The organism is Nostoc sp. UHCC 0302, from assembly GCF_038096175.1.
In the GTDB taxonomy this organism is placed as follows: domain Bacteria; phylum Cyanobacteriota; class Cyanobacteriia; order Cyanobacteriales; family Nostocaceae; genus UHCC-0302.
In genome coordinates this window covers 1,254,559-1,271,628 of the sequence record NZ_CP151099.1, presented here as the reverse complement: position 1 = coordinate 1,271,628, position 17,070 = coordinate 1,254,559, and the positions used below count along the sequence as shown (strand labels likewise).

Sequence of the window (17,070 nt, the reverse complement as noted above, 5' to 3'; positions counted from 1 at the left end):
GAGCAAAAATAGATACTTGAAAGCTATACCCGCAGGGTGTGGTAAAGGATGCGTACTCTAGAGTAAACCATTAGTCAGTGTAAACCATCGGCCGCTGGTTCAAATTAATCCAGTAGGCATCAAGCAACTTTATCATTGCTGTCAAATCAGTGAATGAGACAGGTTTGACTAAGTAGGAGTTGACACCCAAGTCATAGGCTTTGTGAATGTCGGCTGTTTCTTGAGAACTTGTCAGCACAACGACTGGTAGGCGTCTGAGTTCCGGTTGCTGCTTCAGCCATGCCAACACTTCAAACCCAGATTTCCGGGGCATTTTCAGGTCTAACAAAATCAATGTTGGCAGAGGGTAAGATTCCCGGTTGGCATAATCTCCTTCACCACAGAGGTAAGATATGGCAGTTTCGCCGTCGCTGACAACATGGAGCGATTGTGTCAGATTAGCTTTTCGTAGGGCGCGACGAATTAGCAGGACTTGATTAGAGTCGTCCTCTGCCAGCAAAATAGTCTGTTGGTCTGTGTTCATCTTTCCATAGTGCTTTTCGTAATTCAATCCAAAAGCGGCTGCCTTGCCCTAATACTGACTCTACACCGACCTGTCCCCCCATGCGCTCGACTCCCTTGCGAACAATTGCCAAGCCAATGCCAGAACCCGGGTAGCTCTCTTCACCATGCAATCTTTCAAATACGTTGAAAATTCGCTGTTGATGCTCTGGTGCGATGCCAATGCCGTTATCTTCGATCCAGAGGCGAACTCGTTGATGAACAGGGGATGAAAGATTAATTTCTCCTCTTGCTCCCTGCCCCCCTGCTCCTCGGTCACTGAGCGGCTTGCCTTGAGCGTTCGCCTCCGGTCTCGTAGAGAAGCCGAAAGGAGCCGTTGGCGCAGCCTCTCGTAGAGAAGTGCTGCTCCCCTGCTCCCCCTCTTCTCCCCCAACTATCTCTGCCCATACACGCACTTGGGGTTGCCTGTCAGGAGGATGAAATTTTATTGCATTACTGAGTAAATTAGTCAAGACTTGGATCAAAGTTGTACGATGACCAATAACTTCTGGCAGCGGTTGTTCTACAGTTATCTCGGCGTGTTGCGATCGCAGCTCTGTCTCTAGTTGATTTTGAACGATTGTGACAATATCTGTAAGGTTAAGTACACGCAGCGAAATATCAGACCGGCTCAGGCGCGAGTAATTGAGTAGGTCTTGAATCAGCCCATCCATGCGTTCGGCAGAGGCAACAATCCGCTTGATGTATTCTTGCCCATCGCTATCTAAATGCTCGCTATAGTCTTCTTGCAGTGCTAGAGCTAAGCCTTGCATTGAGCGCAGAGGAGCGCGTAAGTCATGAGAGACTGAATAGCCGAAGGCTTCGAGTTCGTTGTTGGCTTCCACAAGGGCGGCTGTACGCTGTTCTACTCGTTGCTCTAGTTCATTGGCGTAGTTTTGTAACTGTTCCCGCAACCGGGATTGCTGGATGGCGATCGCTAACTGATTGCCGATTTCAGCGGCGATCGCTTGGTCTTCTGGGCTAAAAGCAGCAGGAGCATTGGCAAATAAAATCAAGTCTCCAATTAAATGTTCCTCAACCAATAACGCTACCGCCAAAAAACTCCGAGAGCCTTCTGAAAACTCATACTCCAAAGCTGGTGTACGGCTGTTTAAGGTGGTAATATCTTCGATATATAATACTGGTTCTTTATTCCTCACAATCTCCAGTGGTGCTATCTCAGTAATCGGTACAACTGAGCCAGTAAAATTAAAAGCAATCTGCCCTGCCAATATTTGTGCTTGACTTGTATCGAAGTTAAACAAGACAACAGCGGCGTGTTGACAGATAATTACACTAGTCATACGCTCTAAGGCCGCTTGGGCAATATGTTCTGGCGAATCGGCTCTTAAAATGGCGCGGTCAATTGTATGTAAGCTTTCTAAACGTTGATACGAGCGAAACAATGCAGCTTCAGCTCGTTTACGTTCTGTGATATCTCGCGCTATGCCAATTAGCCCAATGATATTACCGCGTGTATCCCGGTAAGGGTCTTTCGTAGACAGGTAAGTGTGAAGACTACCCGCTTCCGTCACCAGTTCTTCTACAACTTCTGCCCTGCCTTTAGTCATAATGCGACGATCAGTTTCTCTGATTGCCGCTGCAATATCACCTGGCAATAGTTCAATATCATTTTTACCAACAATCTGATCTTTAGCACTGCCCAAAATCCGTGCCGTAGCCGTATTAATCAATTGGTAGCGCCCCTGGCGGTCTTTAAGAAATACAGCATCATTTGTGCCTTCAATGACACTTTGCAGCAACCCATAACTTTCTTGTATTGCTTGGGCTGACTCTCCCCGGCTAATTGCTGCTGCCAGGATATTGGCAACACCCTGCAAGAAATTAATGTCATTTGGGGTGAAATTTCGTTGACGCATGGTGTGGACAGCCAAAACACCCCAAGGAGGGGTATGTCCATTGATAATCACGCTGATGCCGCTGATAATTCCGTGATTGTACATCAGGGGAGAACCACGGAACCGTGTTTCTGTACGAAGGTCTGTCAGCACCACTGGCTGGTTGAAAAGCAAGGTATAACCTGCTTGAGAATCAGTACCTGTGCTGACTGTGGCACGACCCACCAATTCGGATTGCCATCCTATCCCCGCTTGTAGCAGCAAAACATTTTGTCTGGGCAGCAACTCTAACACTTTGCAGTATTCCACACCCAGAGTTTGAGCCGCCAGGGTAACAGTTTCATCCATCAGCGTTGTCAGGTTGATGCCAGAAATTGCCAATTGTCCTAATTGTGCGATCGCTTCCTGTTGACGCGCCTGCACCCTCAGTTCTTCTTCTGTCTGTTTGCGTACTGTAATATCACGTACCACACTAGAAAAACCACGTAGGTTCCCCTGTTTATCTCGGATAGCTGTTAACAGTAAACTCGCCCAAAACTGGGAGCCGTCTTTGCGAACTCGCCACCCTTCCTCGGCGAAGTTTCCTTGGGATGTGGCTATCTCTAGTGAGTGAGCGGGATGATTTCGCTCTAAATCGCTGGCAGTGTAGAAGCGGGAGAAATGTTGTCCTAAAATTTCTTTGACTGTGTAACCTTTGATGCGTTCCGCCCCAGCATTCCAGGTGACAATTCGTCCCTTTGAGTCAAGTCTATAAATGGCATAGTTTTCCACTGCCTCTACCATTTCGCGATAACGACTTTCGCTTTCTCGCAAATTTAACTCTGCTCGTCTTTGAGACGCAATCAACTCAGTGATGAGCAACGATATTAGAGCAAATAATCCTAAACGAATAATACCATCTAGTGTGATTACAGACGCTGAATAGATTGGTCGTAAAAAAAAGTAAGCAGTAGCCAAGCTACAGAGAACAATTGCTAGCCAACCGGAAGTGCGATCGCCATACCAGGAACTCACAACTACAGCTGCAAAAAACATTGAGAAAGTAATATTCTCAAGTAATGGCGATATGAGTAAAGAAAATAACAGTGCTAAAGTGCTGGCGACTACTGCAATGGCGTAGTTCTTTAATTGCCAGGAGTGATTTGCATTTTGCATGAGTCATTGTCCTGGTGTTATTAAAGGTTTACTACATCTGGCATTATTTATTCCATATATAAATATTTATAACGATTATTGTTGGCATACAACATACGCAAGGAATATAAGCGCAAAAAAAGAAGTCAGTAGTAGAGACGCGATGAATCGCGTCTTCACCCAAGGATGTGTTGCAATCATTAATTGAATTGATATGATTAGATGGATATGATATCAATTATGAAGTCGCTAGTCGGCTATTGTTGACCACTTTTAATGTGACCAATATAGCAGATGCCCTCCAATATCTACCTTGACATACTCACAGATAGTTGAACGCTATCTGAAGGAGCAAGTCTTTACTTGCCTTTTACTGCCGAGTGCGAAAACCCTGTCTTCCATTAACTGGGTCAAAGAGTACATCGTACTTATCAAAAAACGCGATTCCAGTATTTATAAATATAGGAAGTTCTGCCTGTGGCGAGATACTCAAATTCCAACGATTAAATCCGTCGCGGGTTCCTGGAATCAGACTGTAATCAAAAATGCCATTAATTGCTACTTTTACAGCATTTGCTGAACGTAATACTCCAGGTTTAAGTTTACCTGCTGTAGAAGCTGACTTGAATTCAGTCAAACCATTAATAGTTGCAGTATCAGTGATCATTTTGCCATTACAAGAATTTTTAGCAGAACTCCCAATAATAGTTAAACAAACTTTGCTCAATCGAGAGTCCCATCTTTTCCCAGGTACACCATTAATTTCGCTTTGTTGACTCCAAGCGGCCATTTTGAAACCTGCTTGATTATTGCCAGTCAAACCGATAATTAAACTGCCATTGTTATTACTCCCACCATTTCCAATCACAATAAATCCGTTACTCAGATTTCCTGGTAATTTTCTCAACGGGTTATAGAGAGGTGACTTTTCAAAATAGTTGACACCGACAATCCCAGAAAATGGCGCACCACTTTTTGCTGAACAATTAGGCTTTTGGGCAGTACATTGGCGACTAGTAACAACCTGCACCGGAACAGGTTCTGCGGTGGGAATTAAACCAAACCGAACATTAGTATAAACTAATTCTCCCTCTAGGATAGTACCGTCACTTAATACCTCCTTGATGTTTTGGCCTGTTCTGCGGATAGGGGCATTACCTAAAAACTCTTTAGGAACTCGCAGCCCTGCTGATCCTGTATCTAATAAAATACGCTTTGGCTGACCACCTGCGATCGCCACTTCCAGAAAATAGCCGCGAACACGTTGACCGAGAGAAGGTTTTGAATACAAAGGTAGAGATATAGTATCAAAAGTTGGCTTGCGGGGTGTATTTTGAGAGATGTCGCGCAACGCTGGGTTTGGGAAAAGAGCCGCAAATGCTGATTGTCGTTGCTCTGCTGGTTCAGGTGCGATATCCCAAAGGCTTTCGTAGTAGAAAAAGCCGATGCCTAAACCGCGTTGTTGCACTGCTTGCACCTGGGATTGGATTTGTGGCATGGAAACTGGGCGATTTCGTAACCCCGCCATAATACCGATACCAGTTGGGATGATTTGTTGTGTTTCTAAAATTTCTGGGCGGGTAATTTGACTGATAAAACTTTCCAAATCATTACGGTATACCTGCATGACTAACTCATCGACAATACCTAACCGTACCCAATTGAGCCAGTCTTGCAGGTGCATTTTGTAGGCGAAATCATAATAATTGGGAGAAACTGAGAAGATGGCATTCGGTTTTCGGGCTTTCACGGTTTGGTAGAGGTCTACCATGAATGCAGTGATTTTATCAGCCCGCCATTTTATCCATGCTTGGGCTTGGGGATTGGGTGGTGGAGGATTCCCAGTTTCTTGAGTATATAGACTAATCGTGTACTTATCGTAACCAAATTCCACAGGTAAACTCATGTGGTCGTCAAATTGAATGCCATCAGCATCGTATTGAGTAATCACTTCCATCACGAGTTCGGTGATAAACTTTTGTACTTCGGGGTGAAACGGATTCAACCACGCTACTTCACCCGCAGCACTAATTGAAGTTTGAGTCCCATCCGGCTTTTGTGTCAGCCAATTTGGACGCTGGGATGCGAGTTCCGAAGTTAGGGGAACCATAAAACCAAATTCAAACCAAGGTATTGCTAGTAGTCCTTGGCTGCGGGCTTGGCGGATAATGTCTGCAATCACATCTTGTCCCTCTGTTCCCTTGAAGAAGAAGGGAATACCCATTTTTTGCGTGACGGCACTGGGATAATGTGTATAACCATCGTTCCACACTACCGGATAAACAGTATTAAAGTTTAGCTGCCGCAGTTGGCTCATGGCTACTTGCACCTTTGAGCGATTTCTGAAAACGCTAAAATCGTTCCCACTCAGCCACACTCCCCGAATTTCCTGACGAGGTTGAGGAGGTAGTTGGGCAACGACAGGGGCAAAGCTGTTTAGTAGCAATACCGCAACGAACGATATCAGACATAATAATGGCAGCAGACGCTTCTTCAAAAGCCACCAGCCTTGATGAATGAAAGGTGATGTCTGGCGAGAAGCTGCAACTCTTGGAAACGTTACGCGTAGCTGACTTCGACATAGAAGTACACATCTATGCACAGGCTTAAATAATAAGTTCGTTAGAGCGGCATTAATTTCTATGCTTTTTCCCCAAAACTGAGTTGTCATTACTTCTGATTACTAAATAAGGTTAATTGGTTATATTTCATTCCATATAAACACACAAAAATTTCAAATTTATATAGCTATCGACAGGTAGTTTAGGACATCAACTGAACATAAAATCCAGACACAAAAAGACTTTCAAACCTTTTCCCTGTCCCCTGTTCCCTGGTATATCTACCAAGAGAGCGTACAATAGCCGCTAATACTAAGTTATATTGAAGATTAAGCATTGTTGGGGGTTAACTCAGGGAAACCCATTTAAATTACTCTTGACCATCACCAATATCAAGAACCAACGAAAAACCAGTATTTCTCGCTTGGTTTAGTTTCCAAAATTCAAAGCGATGTCTGCGACGGGCTACGCCTACGGTTAAGCTTTTAGCAATTAGCATAAATTAATGAAATTGATTTAGAACTTATTGAGAATAGATTAATTTTGTTGACATTACGCGATCGCATTAGGGGTCGAATTGTGTTAATTGTTACAATGCCTCTTTACAAGATATTCAAACTTTTGAAAGATTTTTGCGCTCCGAGGTGAGCGCTAGAATTGCAACTATTAGCTTTAATATCTGATGTGATATCACGCGATATTGTTTAAGTTGTTAAGTTAAGTTGTTAAGCTTGCAACTAAAATAAAGAATTGACTTTTGAACATATTGGGACTAGTTCCTAACTACTCTCAAGCTGCCATCAATTGCTTTTCAAAGCACAATTGCGCTTAGGGTTCTCAATATAGTGTCTTTAGTGTCTAACCAGAATGGCACTAAGTTAAGCACAAACCCTTGATATAACTGGCTTTTGGGTGTGGGGTGTAGGGTGTAGGGTGTGGGGTGTGGGGAATTAAGAAGATGTTAAACTCCGCCACGCAACTAAAATTTAATTGTCTTAAACACTACACCCTACCCCCAACACCCTGCCCTGACGAGGTTTTATCTTTTCAAGCATGCCATTCGTGTCTAACCACTCTCATCGCCCAATAGAAAATCGGTTACTCATGGCTCTGTCAGAGGTTGAGTATCAACGCCTAGCTCCCCACTTAGAGCTAGTCGAACTTTCAGTTAAGCAAGTTCTCTACAAAGCTAATGAACTAATAACACACGTCTATTTTCCCCATCAGGCAATAGTTTCTTTAGTCTGTACCCAAAAAGATGGCTCGACAGTCGAAGCTGGCATGGTGAGCAATGATGGCATGGTAGGTCTTTCTGTAATTTGGGGCAGCAACACTACAAATACAACTGCATTTGTGCAGATTGCTGGCAGCTCCGTGATGATGAAGACAGGGCTGCTTCAAGCCGAGTTCAACCGAGGTGGAGAGCTTCAAGGTTTACTGTTGCGTTACACTCATGGGCTGTTTACCCAGGTTACACAAACACTTACTTGCAATAGCCTTCATACTATAGAACAACGGCTTGCGCGTTGGCTGCTCTTCATCGCTGATCGTATGCAATCAGATACATTCCCCCTAACTCAAGAATATATTGCCAAGATGCTGGGCTGTCGACGCTCTGGTGTTACGGAGGCAGCAGGTAGGCTTAGCCGAGCAGGAATGATTAGCTACAAGCGAGGAGTGATTAGCATCCTTAATCATCAAAACTTGGAACAGACATCTTGTGAGTGTTATTCCATGATTAAAAACGAGTACGCTCGATGGGTTGATATACCGAGCGAGTATGCTCTCAACAAGGGGGCAGGGGGCAGGGGGCAGGGGGCAGGGGGGAAATGGCCCTTCCCCCTCTCTCCCTGAACAAGAGCTTCTTGCTCAATACCCAAGCGAACAAAGTGATGTCAACAGGGTTTGATAAGAAAAAGAGTAAATCTTCTCTAAGTTAATACAGCAGAATTCTGACTCCTGAATTCAGAATTCAGAAGGAAAAAAGGCTTTCTACCTGACTTTACTTCGACTACTTCGGCTGCGCTCAGTACAAGTACGCTCAGTAACCATGAGACCTATGTTGTATACTTCATCAGCTTGAAATCTGCTGTAAATAACTCATCCCTAGATTTAAGATTATTAGACATTTATCTTCCAAAATATAAATTAGAGTGAGTAGTATATTTTTAATCTAGAAAATATGAAACTGAGGATTGGGCATCGGACATTAGTCAATAGTTATTCTTCTCCATCTTCTTAGCCCTTAACTCCCCAGTTCTTAACTTTATTCATTCATATTGTGATATGTGGCGACCGCTGAAGGCGAAATTCGATTTAAGTATCGGAATATCCAGTATTTGAAAATGGTATCTAAAATCACTGGAAATGTAGCAATAAATAAGAAGATAAAATCTCGATTTGCTGGTAAGCCCCAGTGGCGAGATATACCTTCTAGAATGACTTCCCAACCATGAGGAGAGTGAAATCCCACAAAGATATCAGTAAACAAAATGATAATAAATGCCTTGGCACTATCACTTAAACCATAAACAATATGATCAAAGAAATCTTTTAGCACCGAGATAGAAGACCTGCTGATGATTAAAAGCCAAATGAAAGCACCTACAGAGAAAATATCTGAAAAAACGTTTTTGATTGCATTGTAACTTTCGCCACGAAATTCCTTAGCAATTTCTTCAGCTCTCTCTTGCATTTCGATTTCAATCTCCTCTGGTGCTAATGGAGGTGCATTGGTAATGAGATTTGTAAACTTGATTTTCTCTTCATATTTTTGTAGTTCTTCTAAGGCTTCTTGTTCCATCTCATCATTGAGGAACACTTGCATTTGTTCAGAGCCTTTAAAATGCTCAAGAATTGGCCCGACTACGAGAGATTTTGCTAGTTGATGAGTCAAAAGTGGTACTATAATTAATAGTAAAATAAATCTGATAGATATTATTGTCCTTCTTTGATTTAGACGGAAATTTTGAACTACATCTTGTTCAGAGTTTGGATCTAATTCAACTTGCAATCGAGTGATTGTACTTAAAATTGAACGGGGTAATATCCCCATAGAATCAGCTTTGCGCTTTGGTTTTTTATCTAGATTTCGAGTTGATATTTTTGGTGGTAATACTGGAGATTGTGGAGTATGGACGTGAGGTGGCTTGCCATCAGATATCGCCAATTCATCTGGCAGATTCTTAGGACTAGTAACTAAATCTGAAGAAGTTGTTGGCTCATCAAATGTAGTGTATTTCGATATAACTTGATCAATGAAGTTGAGCTTTTCTAAAACCAAAGAAGGGCTGGGATATTCTATACCTGCTTTCTGAGCAGCTTTTTGATTCTCTTCGTTTAAAAACCAACGGCTCGCCCTGAATTCTGTTAGCCGCATTCTGGCCATTTTTAATAATTTTTTCAGGTCTGAATCAAAATAATCCATGACACTGCTGCTGTACTGAGATGAATCAACGTCTATTTTCTTACCATTGAAATGCTTATCTTCTATTTCCTTAATCTTTAATGCTGCTTGGTATGCCTCATCTAGAGAACGTTCTGGCGTTTGTAAGTACCATCGATAAGCAGCCAGTAACAAATGGTAAATTTTTTGGCTAAAAACAGAGTTTTTCATTGCAGGCAATCATCCAGCATTTTTTGGTGATTCTTAACATTAAGTTAACGCACAAGATATACTAGCAAAGCGACAAGGAGAAGGTTTGTGGTTTCTCATTCACTTTGGATTGTTGGCACTAGCCGCAGTGGTAAGACGGCTCGCTTGGTAGAGCAATTTTGTAATTGGGTGCAACCTGAAAATAAATATATTGAATCATTTTATACTAAAAATCTAAGGCTGGAAAAAGCTGGCCAAACATCAAAGTTTTTGTATCTTCAACCCACAGAACCAGGAGTTTTAGTCTTAGCCGCCAATGATGATAATCGGCGAGAATTGGGTGATAAAATTATTACAAATACTTTAGGGAAATATCCGGTTCGTGCCAAGACTCCACTAGGTTTTTTCCAGGATGAAGTTATTTTATTTTGGCCCTTGCTAATTGAGTCATTGGAGCTTAAAGCACAATTTCCAGTACGATTGCGCCCAGAGACTGAGCAAGAATTAGCTACAAAACTCTGGCGTTTCCAATTAGACGAAGAAATTTTACGTCTTGCGGGAGTGAATGAATCTCGCTTTGTGCGTCGCATCCTGGACTTGTTGCAATTAGCAGCTTACAGCGGTACACCTTGCGAAGATATTGCCCAGATTTTGGCAAGGGGCTTACAGGAGAACAATTTAAATCTAGAGCCGGAATTTTTAGCATCTTTGCTATTAGATTGGCGGAACTGGTGTTTGGAGAGAGGATTGCTGACTTATGGAATTATTACCGAACTCTACAGCCAACATTTATTAAGCGATCGCCATTACCAACAACATCTAACTAAACGCTATCAAGCGATACTAGCAGACGATGTGGATGATTATCCTGGTGTAGCGCGTCAGTTGTTTGAGCTGCTATTGGATCAAGGTGCAGTCGGCGCATTTAGCTATAATCCCGATGGTGCGGTGCGACTGGGATTAGGAGCAGATCCCAACTACATGGAAGGGTTAGCAGAACGTTGTCGGGTGGAAATCCTCCCTGGCCCGCCTCCAGAGTCACTTGCAGATAAACTCGTTATGCCAATGGTGGAATTAGTTACAGAACCGATGCTGTTGCCCAACTTACCAGAGGCAGTACACTCCATTCAAACTACCTCCCGCGCTCAACTATTGCGGCAAACAGCAGAAGTAATTGCCAATGCCATCAACTCCGGGGAAGTAGAAGCCGAAGAAGTGGCGATTATTGCACCTGGTTTAGATGCGATCGCTCGTTATACTCTAGTAGAAATCCTTGTTAAGCAAAATATCCAGGTACAATCGCTCAATGACCAACGCCCCCTAATTAGTTCACCAGTCATCCGCGCATTACTCACGATGCTGGCACTAGTTTATCCCGGTTTAGGACGCCTAGTAGATCGGGATGCTGTAGCAGAGATGCTAGTGGTACTGAGTGGGAGACAGGGGGAAAGTATGAGAGGGGAAGAGGGGGGGAGTAATTCTTCACTCCATCAACAAAGGATAGATCCGGTACGCGCTGGTTTGATTGCAGATTACTGTTTTGTACCCCATCCTGATAGTCCCAACTTACTGGCTGTAACAACATTTGAGCGCTGGGATAGAATCGGCTATGCAGCTACCACCGCCTATAATGAAATATTGGATTGGTTAGATAAACAGCGATCGCAACAGGAACTTCGCTTAATTCCCAGTCCCATTTCCTTTTTAGACAGAGGAATTCAGCACTTTTTGTGGAATGGCAGCAATCTCCCCTATGAGCAACTAGCAGCACTGCGGGAGTTATTAGAAACAGCCCAACACTATTGGGAAATTGACACCAGAATTCGACAAGCCAACTCAAAATTATCTTCCTCATCTCCTCCCTCAGCGCTCAACACCACCATTACTGAATTCATTCAACTACTACGGCGTGGAACCATCACTGCTAACCCCTATCCTGTGCGCCCCATTGGAGCAGCCAAAAAGGCTGTCACCTTAGCCACCATCTTTCAATATCGCTCTAGCAGACGCTCTCACCGCTGGCATTTCTGGCTTGATGCTGGTTCACCTCTGTGGGCAAAAGGCGGTGCAGCTACGTTGTTTGGTGCGCCGTTTTTCTTGCAAGACAGGTTAGGAGAACCTTGGACAGCAGAAGATGAGAAACTGGCAGAAGAAGAAAGACTGCGAAAGATTTTGGCAGATTTGCTCTCTCGTGTATCCGACAGAATTTATTTATGTCATAGTGATTTAGCTGTGAGTGGGCAAGAACAACTAGGGCCTTTGTTACCTTTAGTGAATGCTTGTGTCTCAGTTATTTCTGAGGCTACAACAGCAAACCAAACCGAGCAAATTACCAGCGATCGCCAGAATCTTTACAATAGTAAATAAGGTAAAGATATATATCAGAGTCAAAATCAATGGGACTATTCGGATTTGGCAAAAAGCAGGTTATGCCTACTCGTGAAGAAGCGTTACCAGGAAGAGCAGAGTCTCTAAAAGTACCCGCTCATCATTATGTTAACGGTAATCCCCTGCAACCTCCTTTTCCCGATGGATTAGAAAAGGCGTTATTTGGTTTAGGTTGTTTTTGGGGTGCAGAACGCAAATTCTGGCAACAAAACGGAGTTTACAGCACCGCGGTGGGTTATGCTGCTGGCTTCACACCCAACCCCACCTATGAAGAGGTATGCAGTGGGCGAACTGGTCATAATGAAGTCGTATTAGTTGTATTTGACCCGAAAGTGATTAGTTATGCCGAACTGCTGAAAGTCTTCTGGGAAAGCCATAACCCCACCCAAGGAATGCGTCAAGGTAATGATGCTGGCACTCAGTATCGTTCGGGAATTTATGTATATTCTGAGAATCAAAAGCAGCTAGCAGAAGCCTCGCAGGAAGCTTATCAGCAAGCACTTAACGGCGCAGGGTATGGCAAAATTACCACAGAAATTCTAGATGCTCCTGAGTTCTACTACGCAGAAGCTTACCATCAACAATATCTAGCCAAAAATCCCAATGGATATTGTGGTTTAGGAGGGACAAACGTTGCTTGTCCTGTGGGCGTAGTTGAATCGCCAGTGAATGGGTAGGGAGTAGGGAGCAGGGAGAAAGACCTAAGAGACGCGATGAATCGCGTCTCTTAGGTCTTGTACAGACGCGATTCATCGCGTCTCTCCTCCTAGAACGCAGATTTGAGAAACATGATCGCCCATGCCCAGAAGACGATACTAATGGGTGCGCCAATTAGAACTCCAGCGATCGCCCAGCCTCTTTGATGGGCTTTGAAGTGTTCAATGCTGCGCCACTCTCTACTTTTCCAAGCCCATTCATTGCCTTTCGCACCGAGAGCGATCGCCATTACCCAACCAATTTGGGGTACAAAGCAAAATAATCCAAACCAGACTTGATTAGTCCACAGCCACATCCAAGGCAGCAGAAATGCGCCCCAATTCCAGCCAAGAATTTCTTCTGGCACGGTTTCAGTGTAATTATTGATGCCGCAACCAGAATTGTTAATAAATTCTTTTACTGGCAAAAGCCGATTTTTAGCAGGTTTAACAGCTAAACCAGATTGGAGAGCATTCAACGCTTGACGGGCGTTAGTAAAGCGTTGCTCTGGCGCGGGTTCTGTCAATTTTTCTAGCCAACTGACAAAACTCGGACTCAGGTTCACTCGGTTAGTAAATTGCAGCCGTAAATCTTGCTGGGGTAAATCAGCTGGGCAAACACCAGTTAACAGATGAATCAAAGTTGCCCCTAGTGCATAAAGATCCGATGCCGCAACAGCTCGACCTCCAAATTGTTCCATTGGGGCGTAACCATAAGTACCGACGACAGTAAAAGTAACACCTTCTTTTGCAGCTTTATCTTGAACTGCGCCAAAATCAACTAAATATATATGATTATCTTCGCCCCAGATTAAATTACTCGGTTTAATATCTCGATGCAATACCCCTGGATTCAACTCATGTAGATGGGTGAGAATATTTAAAACCTCTACAGCAATTTTTTTCGCTCGTTTTTCTGTAAACCTTTCGCCAATAACAAGTTTTTCCTTGAGAGACTCACCAGGAATATACTCTTGCACTAAGCAAAACCAGAGTGTACGGTCATCAATACAAAAATAATCAATATACTCAGGAATGCGCGGATGATTTAGCTGTTTGAGAATCTGTGCTTCTCTCTCAAAGAGTTTCAGGTCATCCCACTGTACAGTACCGCCAAAAGCCAGGAGTTTGACCACAACTAACGAATTTTCTTTATCCGCAGCTTGTAAATCTCTTGCTAGCCAAGTTTGGCGAATTCCGTTGTAGCCGAGTTGACGTTGGATATGATAACGGTCTTGTAATATCTGATCTGCTTGCAGCATTTGACACCTGCTGGCAATTTACGTTTTCTTTGATTCCCTTCTATTCAAGGATAGTCATTATCTTGAGAGACTGTGTAAAGGATAGAATCCGATATGTAAACTTAGTGTCAAAGCTCATTTGCAGATTCTAGATAGTTTTATGCTGTAGAAACCCTGATATTTCGCACAGAGGAGAGGTTTCTACCAATCGCGATACATGAGATCCCATTCCACAGTTAAATGTAAACCCTTGCCAAATGTTACCGAAAGTATTTCTTCTTCAGCTTACTGTATATCTTATGTGTAAATAATTTTACTGCACGTATTTTAGTCAAACTTTTAATATTAGATGGATGATGCATTTTATGGTCAAAAAACTCATCTAGCTCATCCAAAATTACTTGAAAACGTTTAATAATATTTTCACTGCGATACTCAGATAAAACTTCCTCAGACAAAGCGATCGCTCTTGGAGATTCCAGCACCTTCAAAATACGTTTAACATCATATTCTAAAGAATATCCGGCAATTTTATAGCAATTAAATCCAGGATCTAAGTAATCAGATAGTCCTCCATTGACACTAGAAAAAACTTGACATCCACAAGCCAGAGCTTCCATTGGTTGCAAACCAAACCCTTCACTAACACCCTGCTGCGCCCAGTACTCCGCAGAGTCATACAGATAAACCTTAGCCCGATTAAATAATCCGGCTATATCCTCTACATAGGAATCAACGACCAATACTTTACAATGCTTTTGCAATGCCGGAATCAATTCTTGCATTAAATACTCAGAAGATTTCCGTGCCTGAACTAAAACATCTATATCCCGCTCAAGATGTAAATTTTTAAATTCATCAGAAATTTGATTTGGTAAATAATAGATTAGAGAGTTAGGTGATTTTTGCCCCCAATATCCCATTGTATTGCGGCTGACAGTAATAACAGGAATACTCGCAGGTAAACTAAATTTGTAACCCGCACTATGGGCATGATAAACCACATTGTATTGCTTCAGCTTGGCAGCAAGTTCAGCGATATGAAATCCCCAGCTAATGACAAAAATTACATCATCTAAATTTTGATCATTGAGCAAATCATTAATAAAAAGTTTACCTTTTTCTCGTTGACGGTAAGTTACAACCTCAGCACTACGGAACTGTTGAACAAAATTAAGTGTTTTTAACTCTGCAAATAAACCACCACAGGCAAATTTGCTATCTGTCCCAGGGAGTAGGAAGTAAAGCTTTCTCATTACACAATTTTTTTGAAGAAATTAGAAGTAGATTATTATACCAAAATGATAATAATGCTTTGTTTAAGTAACATATAATAGTTATGCAAACTGCTCGGATTAAGCATTATTTTGTATTTTAATTACGAATTACAAATTACGAATTACAAATTAGTATTATACCATTTCAGCAATCAGGGAAAGCAGGCAAAGTCAGTGGAATTTTAATAATGAACTCGGCTCCTTGTCCGGGAGTAGATACACAATGTATCTGTCCACCGTGTTTTTCAACAATAATTTGATAGCAGATAGATAATCCCAATCCAGTACCTTTACCTACAGGTTTAGTGGTAAAGAATGGGTCAAACAATCGCTTTTTTGTATCCTCAGAAATTCCCGGCCCGTTATCGACTATGCGAATTATTACTTGCCGATCTTGAGTCAGCTCGGTACGAATATTAACTGTGGGAACGTCAGTAGTAAGTCGTTTATTTTGCGTAACTGTACCATTAACTACAGGCTCTTCTAAGGCATCAATCGCATTTGCCAGAATATTCATAAATGCCTGATTGAGTAACCCAGCATAGCAGTCAACTAAAGGAAGGGTTGCGTAATCTTTGATAACCTTGATTTGGTTTTTGAGCCGACTTTGTAAAAATAGTAGAGTATTATCAATACCTTCATGAATATCAACACTTTTTCTTTCAGACTCATCTAGACGAGAGAAATTTCGTAAAGAAGAAACAATTTGCTTAATACGATCGCAACCACTCCCCATTGAATTTAGCAGATTAGGTAAATCGCTGATAATAAACTCCAGTTCATTTTTAGCGATCGCACTTTCAATATCTGTTACCGGATTAGGATAGTATTTTTGGTACAGGCTAATCAGATTTAATAATTCGTGACTATAATCCATAGCATGGACAAGATTACCAGCAATAAAGCTGATAGGGTTGTTTACTTCATGGGCAATACCTGCGACTAGCTGACCTAAAGCAGCCATTTTCTCATTTTGTAATAGTCGAGTGTAGTTATGTTGCAGGTCACGAAACCCTGCCTTAGTTATTCGAGATTGTTTCTTGACGTCCTGTAGTTTTATGAGTGTGAGAGTATGAACCTGGGAATTAGCTAAAAGTAACTGATGGAAATTAACTATTCCATACTTTTTTGACTTAGTTTTTACTAATATTGGTTCATAGACAAGTTGAGGCGATCGCTGCAATGCTACCTGAGTTGCTTCTACAATCAGCATATCCTCAGAACATACAAAGACTTCTGATTGGATAAAGCTAAAAAGACTCTCAATCGGTCGCCTCGAAAACAGCTCAAAGCTATAAGGGCGACTCATCTGCTCAAAAAATCTTTGTCGTGAAATCATTCCCACAAAATCTTGGTTTTTAGTCAAGATAATTCCCGGCAGTAAATGCTCATGCTCAAAAAGGCTAATTAATGTATTACCAGGAAGATGTATCTCAACCTCAACCTCCCAAACTGGTAATTCTTTTAAAGTTGAATCTAATTGCAGGCTCAAATCATTCGCATTTTCCATGCTCTTGGTAGCGAGCATAATCTCAATCCTTTGCCTTTGAGGTATTATCACTGCTACTTTCCCAGCTGGAGGAAGACTTCCATAGTTCAGCAAATTAATGTGAATTTGACAAACTTCTCCCTGCCTTGAACTTTAGTTCAAGTCTGTCCCTCTCCGAGTCGGAGAGGGACAGGTTTTGCGTAGTAAAACCAGGGAGAGGTTTTATGGACGGAAATGATATGACCCATCCAACTCACGTTAAATTACTGGAAAAGCAGTGTTGCCATACCT

At 42.3% G+C, this 17,070-nt stretch carries 11 protein-coding genes; 3 read left to right on the top strand and 8 right to left on the bottom strand.

What is annotated here, in order from left to right; genetic code table 11:
* Positions 1–70: 70 nt before the first annotated feature.
* The 4 genes from WKK05_RS05250 to WKK05_RS05235 form a co-directional block, all read right to left on the bottom strand.
* Positions 71–523 carry a response regulator gene (locus WKK05_RS05250; protein ID WP_341528720.1) on the bottom strand — a complete coding sequence of 151 codons (453 nt, stop codon included), beginning with the start codon at positions 521–523 and terminating at the stop codon, positions 71–73.
* Positions 477–3,554, bottom strand: a complete 3,078-nt coding sequence (locus WKK05_RS05245) for a PAS domain S-box protein (RefSeq protein WP_341528719.1) — start codon at positions 3,552–3,554, stop codon at positions 477–479. The genes WKK05_RS05250 and WKK05_RS05245 overlap by 47 nt, the downstream gene beginning before the upstream one ends.
* Positions 3,555–3,903: 349 nt before the next feature.
* Positions 3,904–6,204, bottom strand: coding sequence for a family 10 glycosylhydrolase (locus WKK05_RS05240; RefSeq protein ID WP_341528718.1), 2,301 nt, complete (start codon positions 6,202–6,204; stop codon positions 3,904–3,906).
* 260 nt (positions 6,205–6,464) lie between these two features.
* The gene (locus WKK05_RS05235) at positions 6,465–6,593 is read right to left on the bottom strand and encodes a hypothetical protein (RefSeq protein ID WP_341528717.1); all 129 of its coding nucleotides are present in this window, start codon (positions 6,591–6,593) and stop codon (positions 6,465–6,467) included.
* Between the two features lie 605 nt (positions 6,594–7,198).
* Here WKK05_RS05235 and WKK05_RS05230 point away from each other — a divergent pair.
* Positions 7,199–7,948, top strand: a complete 750-nt coding sequence (locus WKK05_RS05230) for a Crp/Fnr family transcriptional regulator (protein ID WP_341531025.1) — start codon at positions 7,199–7,201, stop codon at positions 7,946–7,948.
* A gap of 412 nt (positions 7,949–8,360) precedes the next feature.
* Here the strand turns inward: WKK05_RS05230 and WKK05_RS05225 are convergent, their stop codons facing one another.
* The gene (locus WKK05_RS05225) at positions 8,361–9,719 is read right to left on the bottom strand and encodes a proton extrusion protein PcxA (RefSeq protein ID WP_341528716.1); all 1,359 of its coding nucleotides are present in this window, start codon (positions 9,717–9,719) and stop codon (positions 8,361–8,363) included.
* 78 nt (positions 9,720–9,797) lie between these two features.
* Here WKK05_RS05225 and WKK05_RS05220 point away from each other — a divergent pair, with 78 nt between their 5' ends.
* Positions 9,798–12,056 carry a recombinase family protein gene (locus WKK05_RS05220; RefSeq protein WP_341528715.1) on the top strand — a complete coding sequence of 753 codons (2,259 nt, stop codon included), beginning with the start codon at positions 9,798–9,800 and terminating at the stop codon, positions 12,054–12,056.
* A 29-nt stretch (positions 12,057–12,085) separates the two neighbouring features.
* Positions 12,086–12,754, top strand: coding sequence for a peptide-methionine (S)-S-oxide reductase MsrA (gene msrA, locus WKK05_RS05215; RefSeq protein ID WP_341528714.1), 669 nt, complete (start codon positions 12,086–12,088; stop codon positions 12,752–12,754).
* Between the two features lie 89 nt (positions 12,755–12,843).
* Here the strand turns inward: msrA and WKK05_RS05210 are convergent, their stop codons facing one another.
* The 3 genes from WKK05_RS05210 to WKK05_RS05200 all read right to left on the bottom strand — a co-directional run bounded on the left by WKK05_RS05210 (position 12,844) and on the right by WKK05_RS05200 (position 16,818).
* Positions 12,844–14,034 (bottom strand): serine/threonine-protein kinase, encoded by a 1,191-nt coding sequence (locus tag WKK05_RS05210; protein ID WP_341528713.1) that lies wholly within the window; start codon positions 14,032–14,034, stop codon positions 12,844–12,846.
* Between the two features lie 239 nt (positions 14,035–14,273).
* Positions 14,274–15,269 carry a glycosyltransferase gene (locus WKK05_RS05205; RefSeq protein WP_341528712.1) on the bottom strand — a complete coding sequence of 332 codons (996 nt, stop codon included), beginning with the start codon at positions 15,267–15,269 and terminating at the stop codon, positions 14,274–14,276.
* A 166-nt stretch (positions 15,270–15,435) separates the two neighbouring features.
* The gene (locus WKK05_RS05200; RefSeq protein WP_341528711.1) at positions 15,436–16,818 is read right to left on the bottom strand and encodes an ATP-binding protein; all 1,383 of its coding nucleotides are present in this window, start codon (positions 16,816–16,818) and stop codon (positions 15,436–15,438) included.
* Positions 16,819–17,070: the final 252 nt, after the last annotated feature.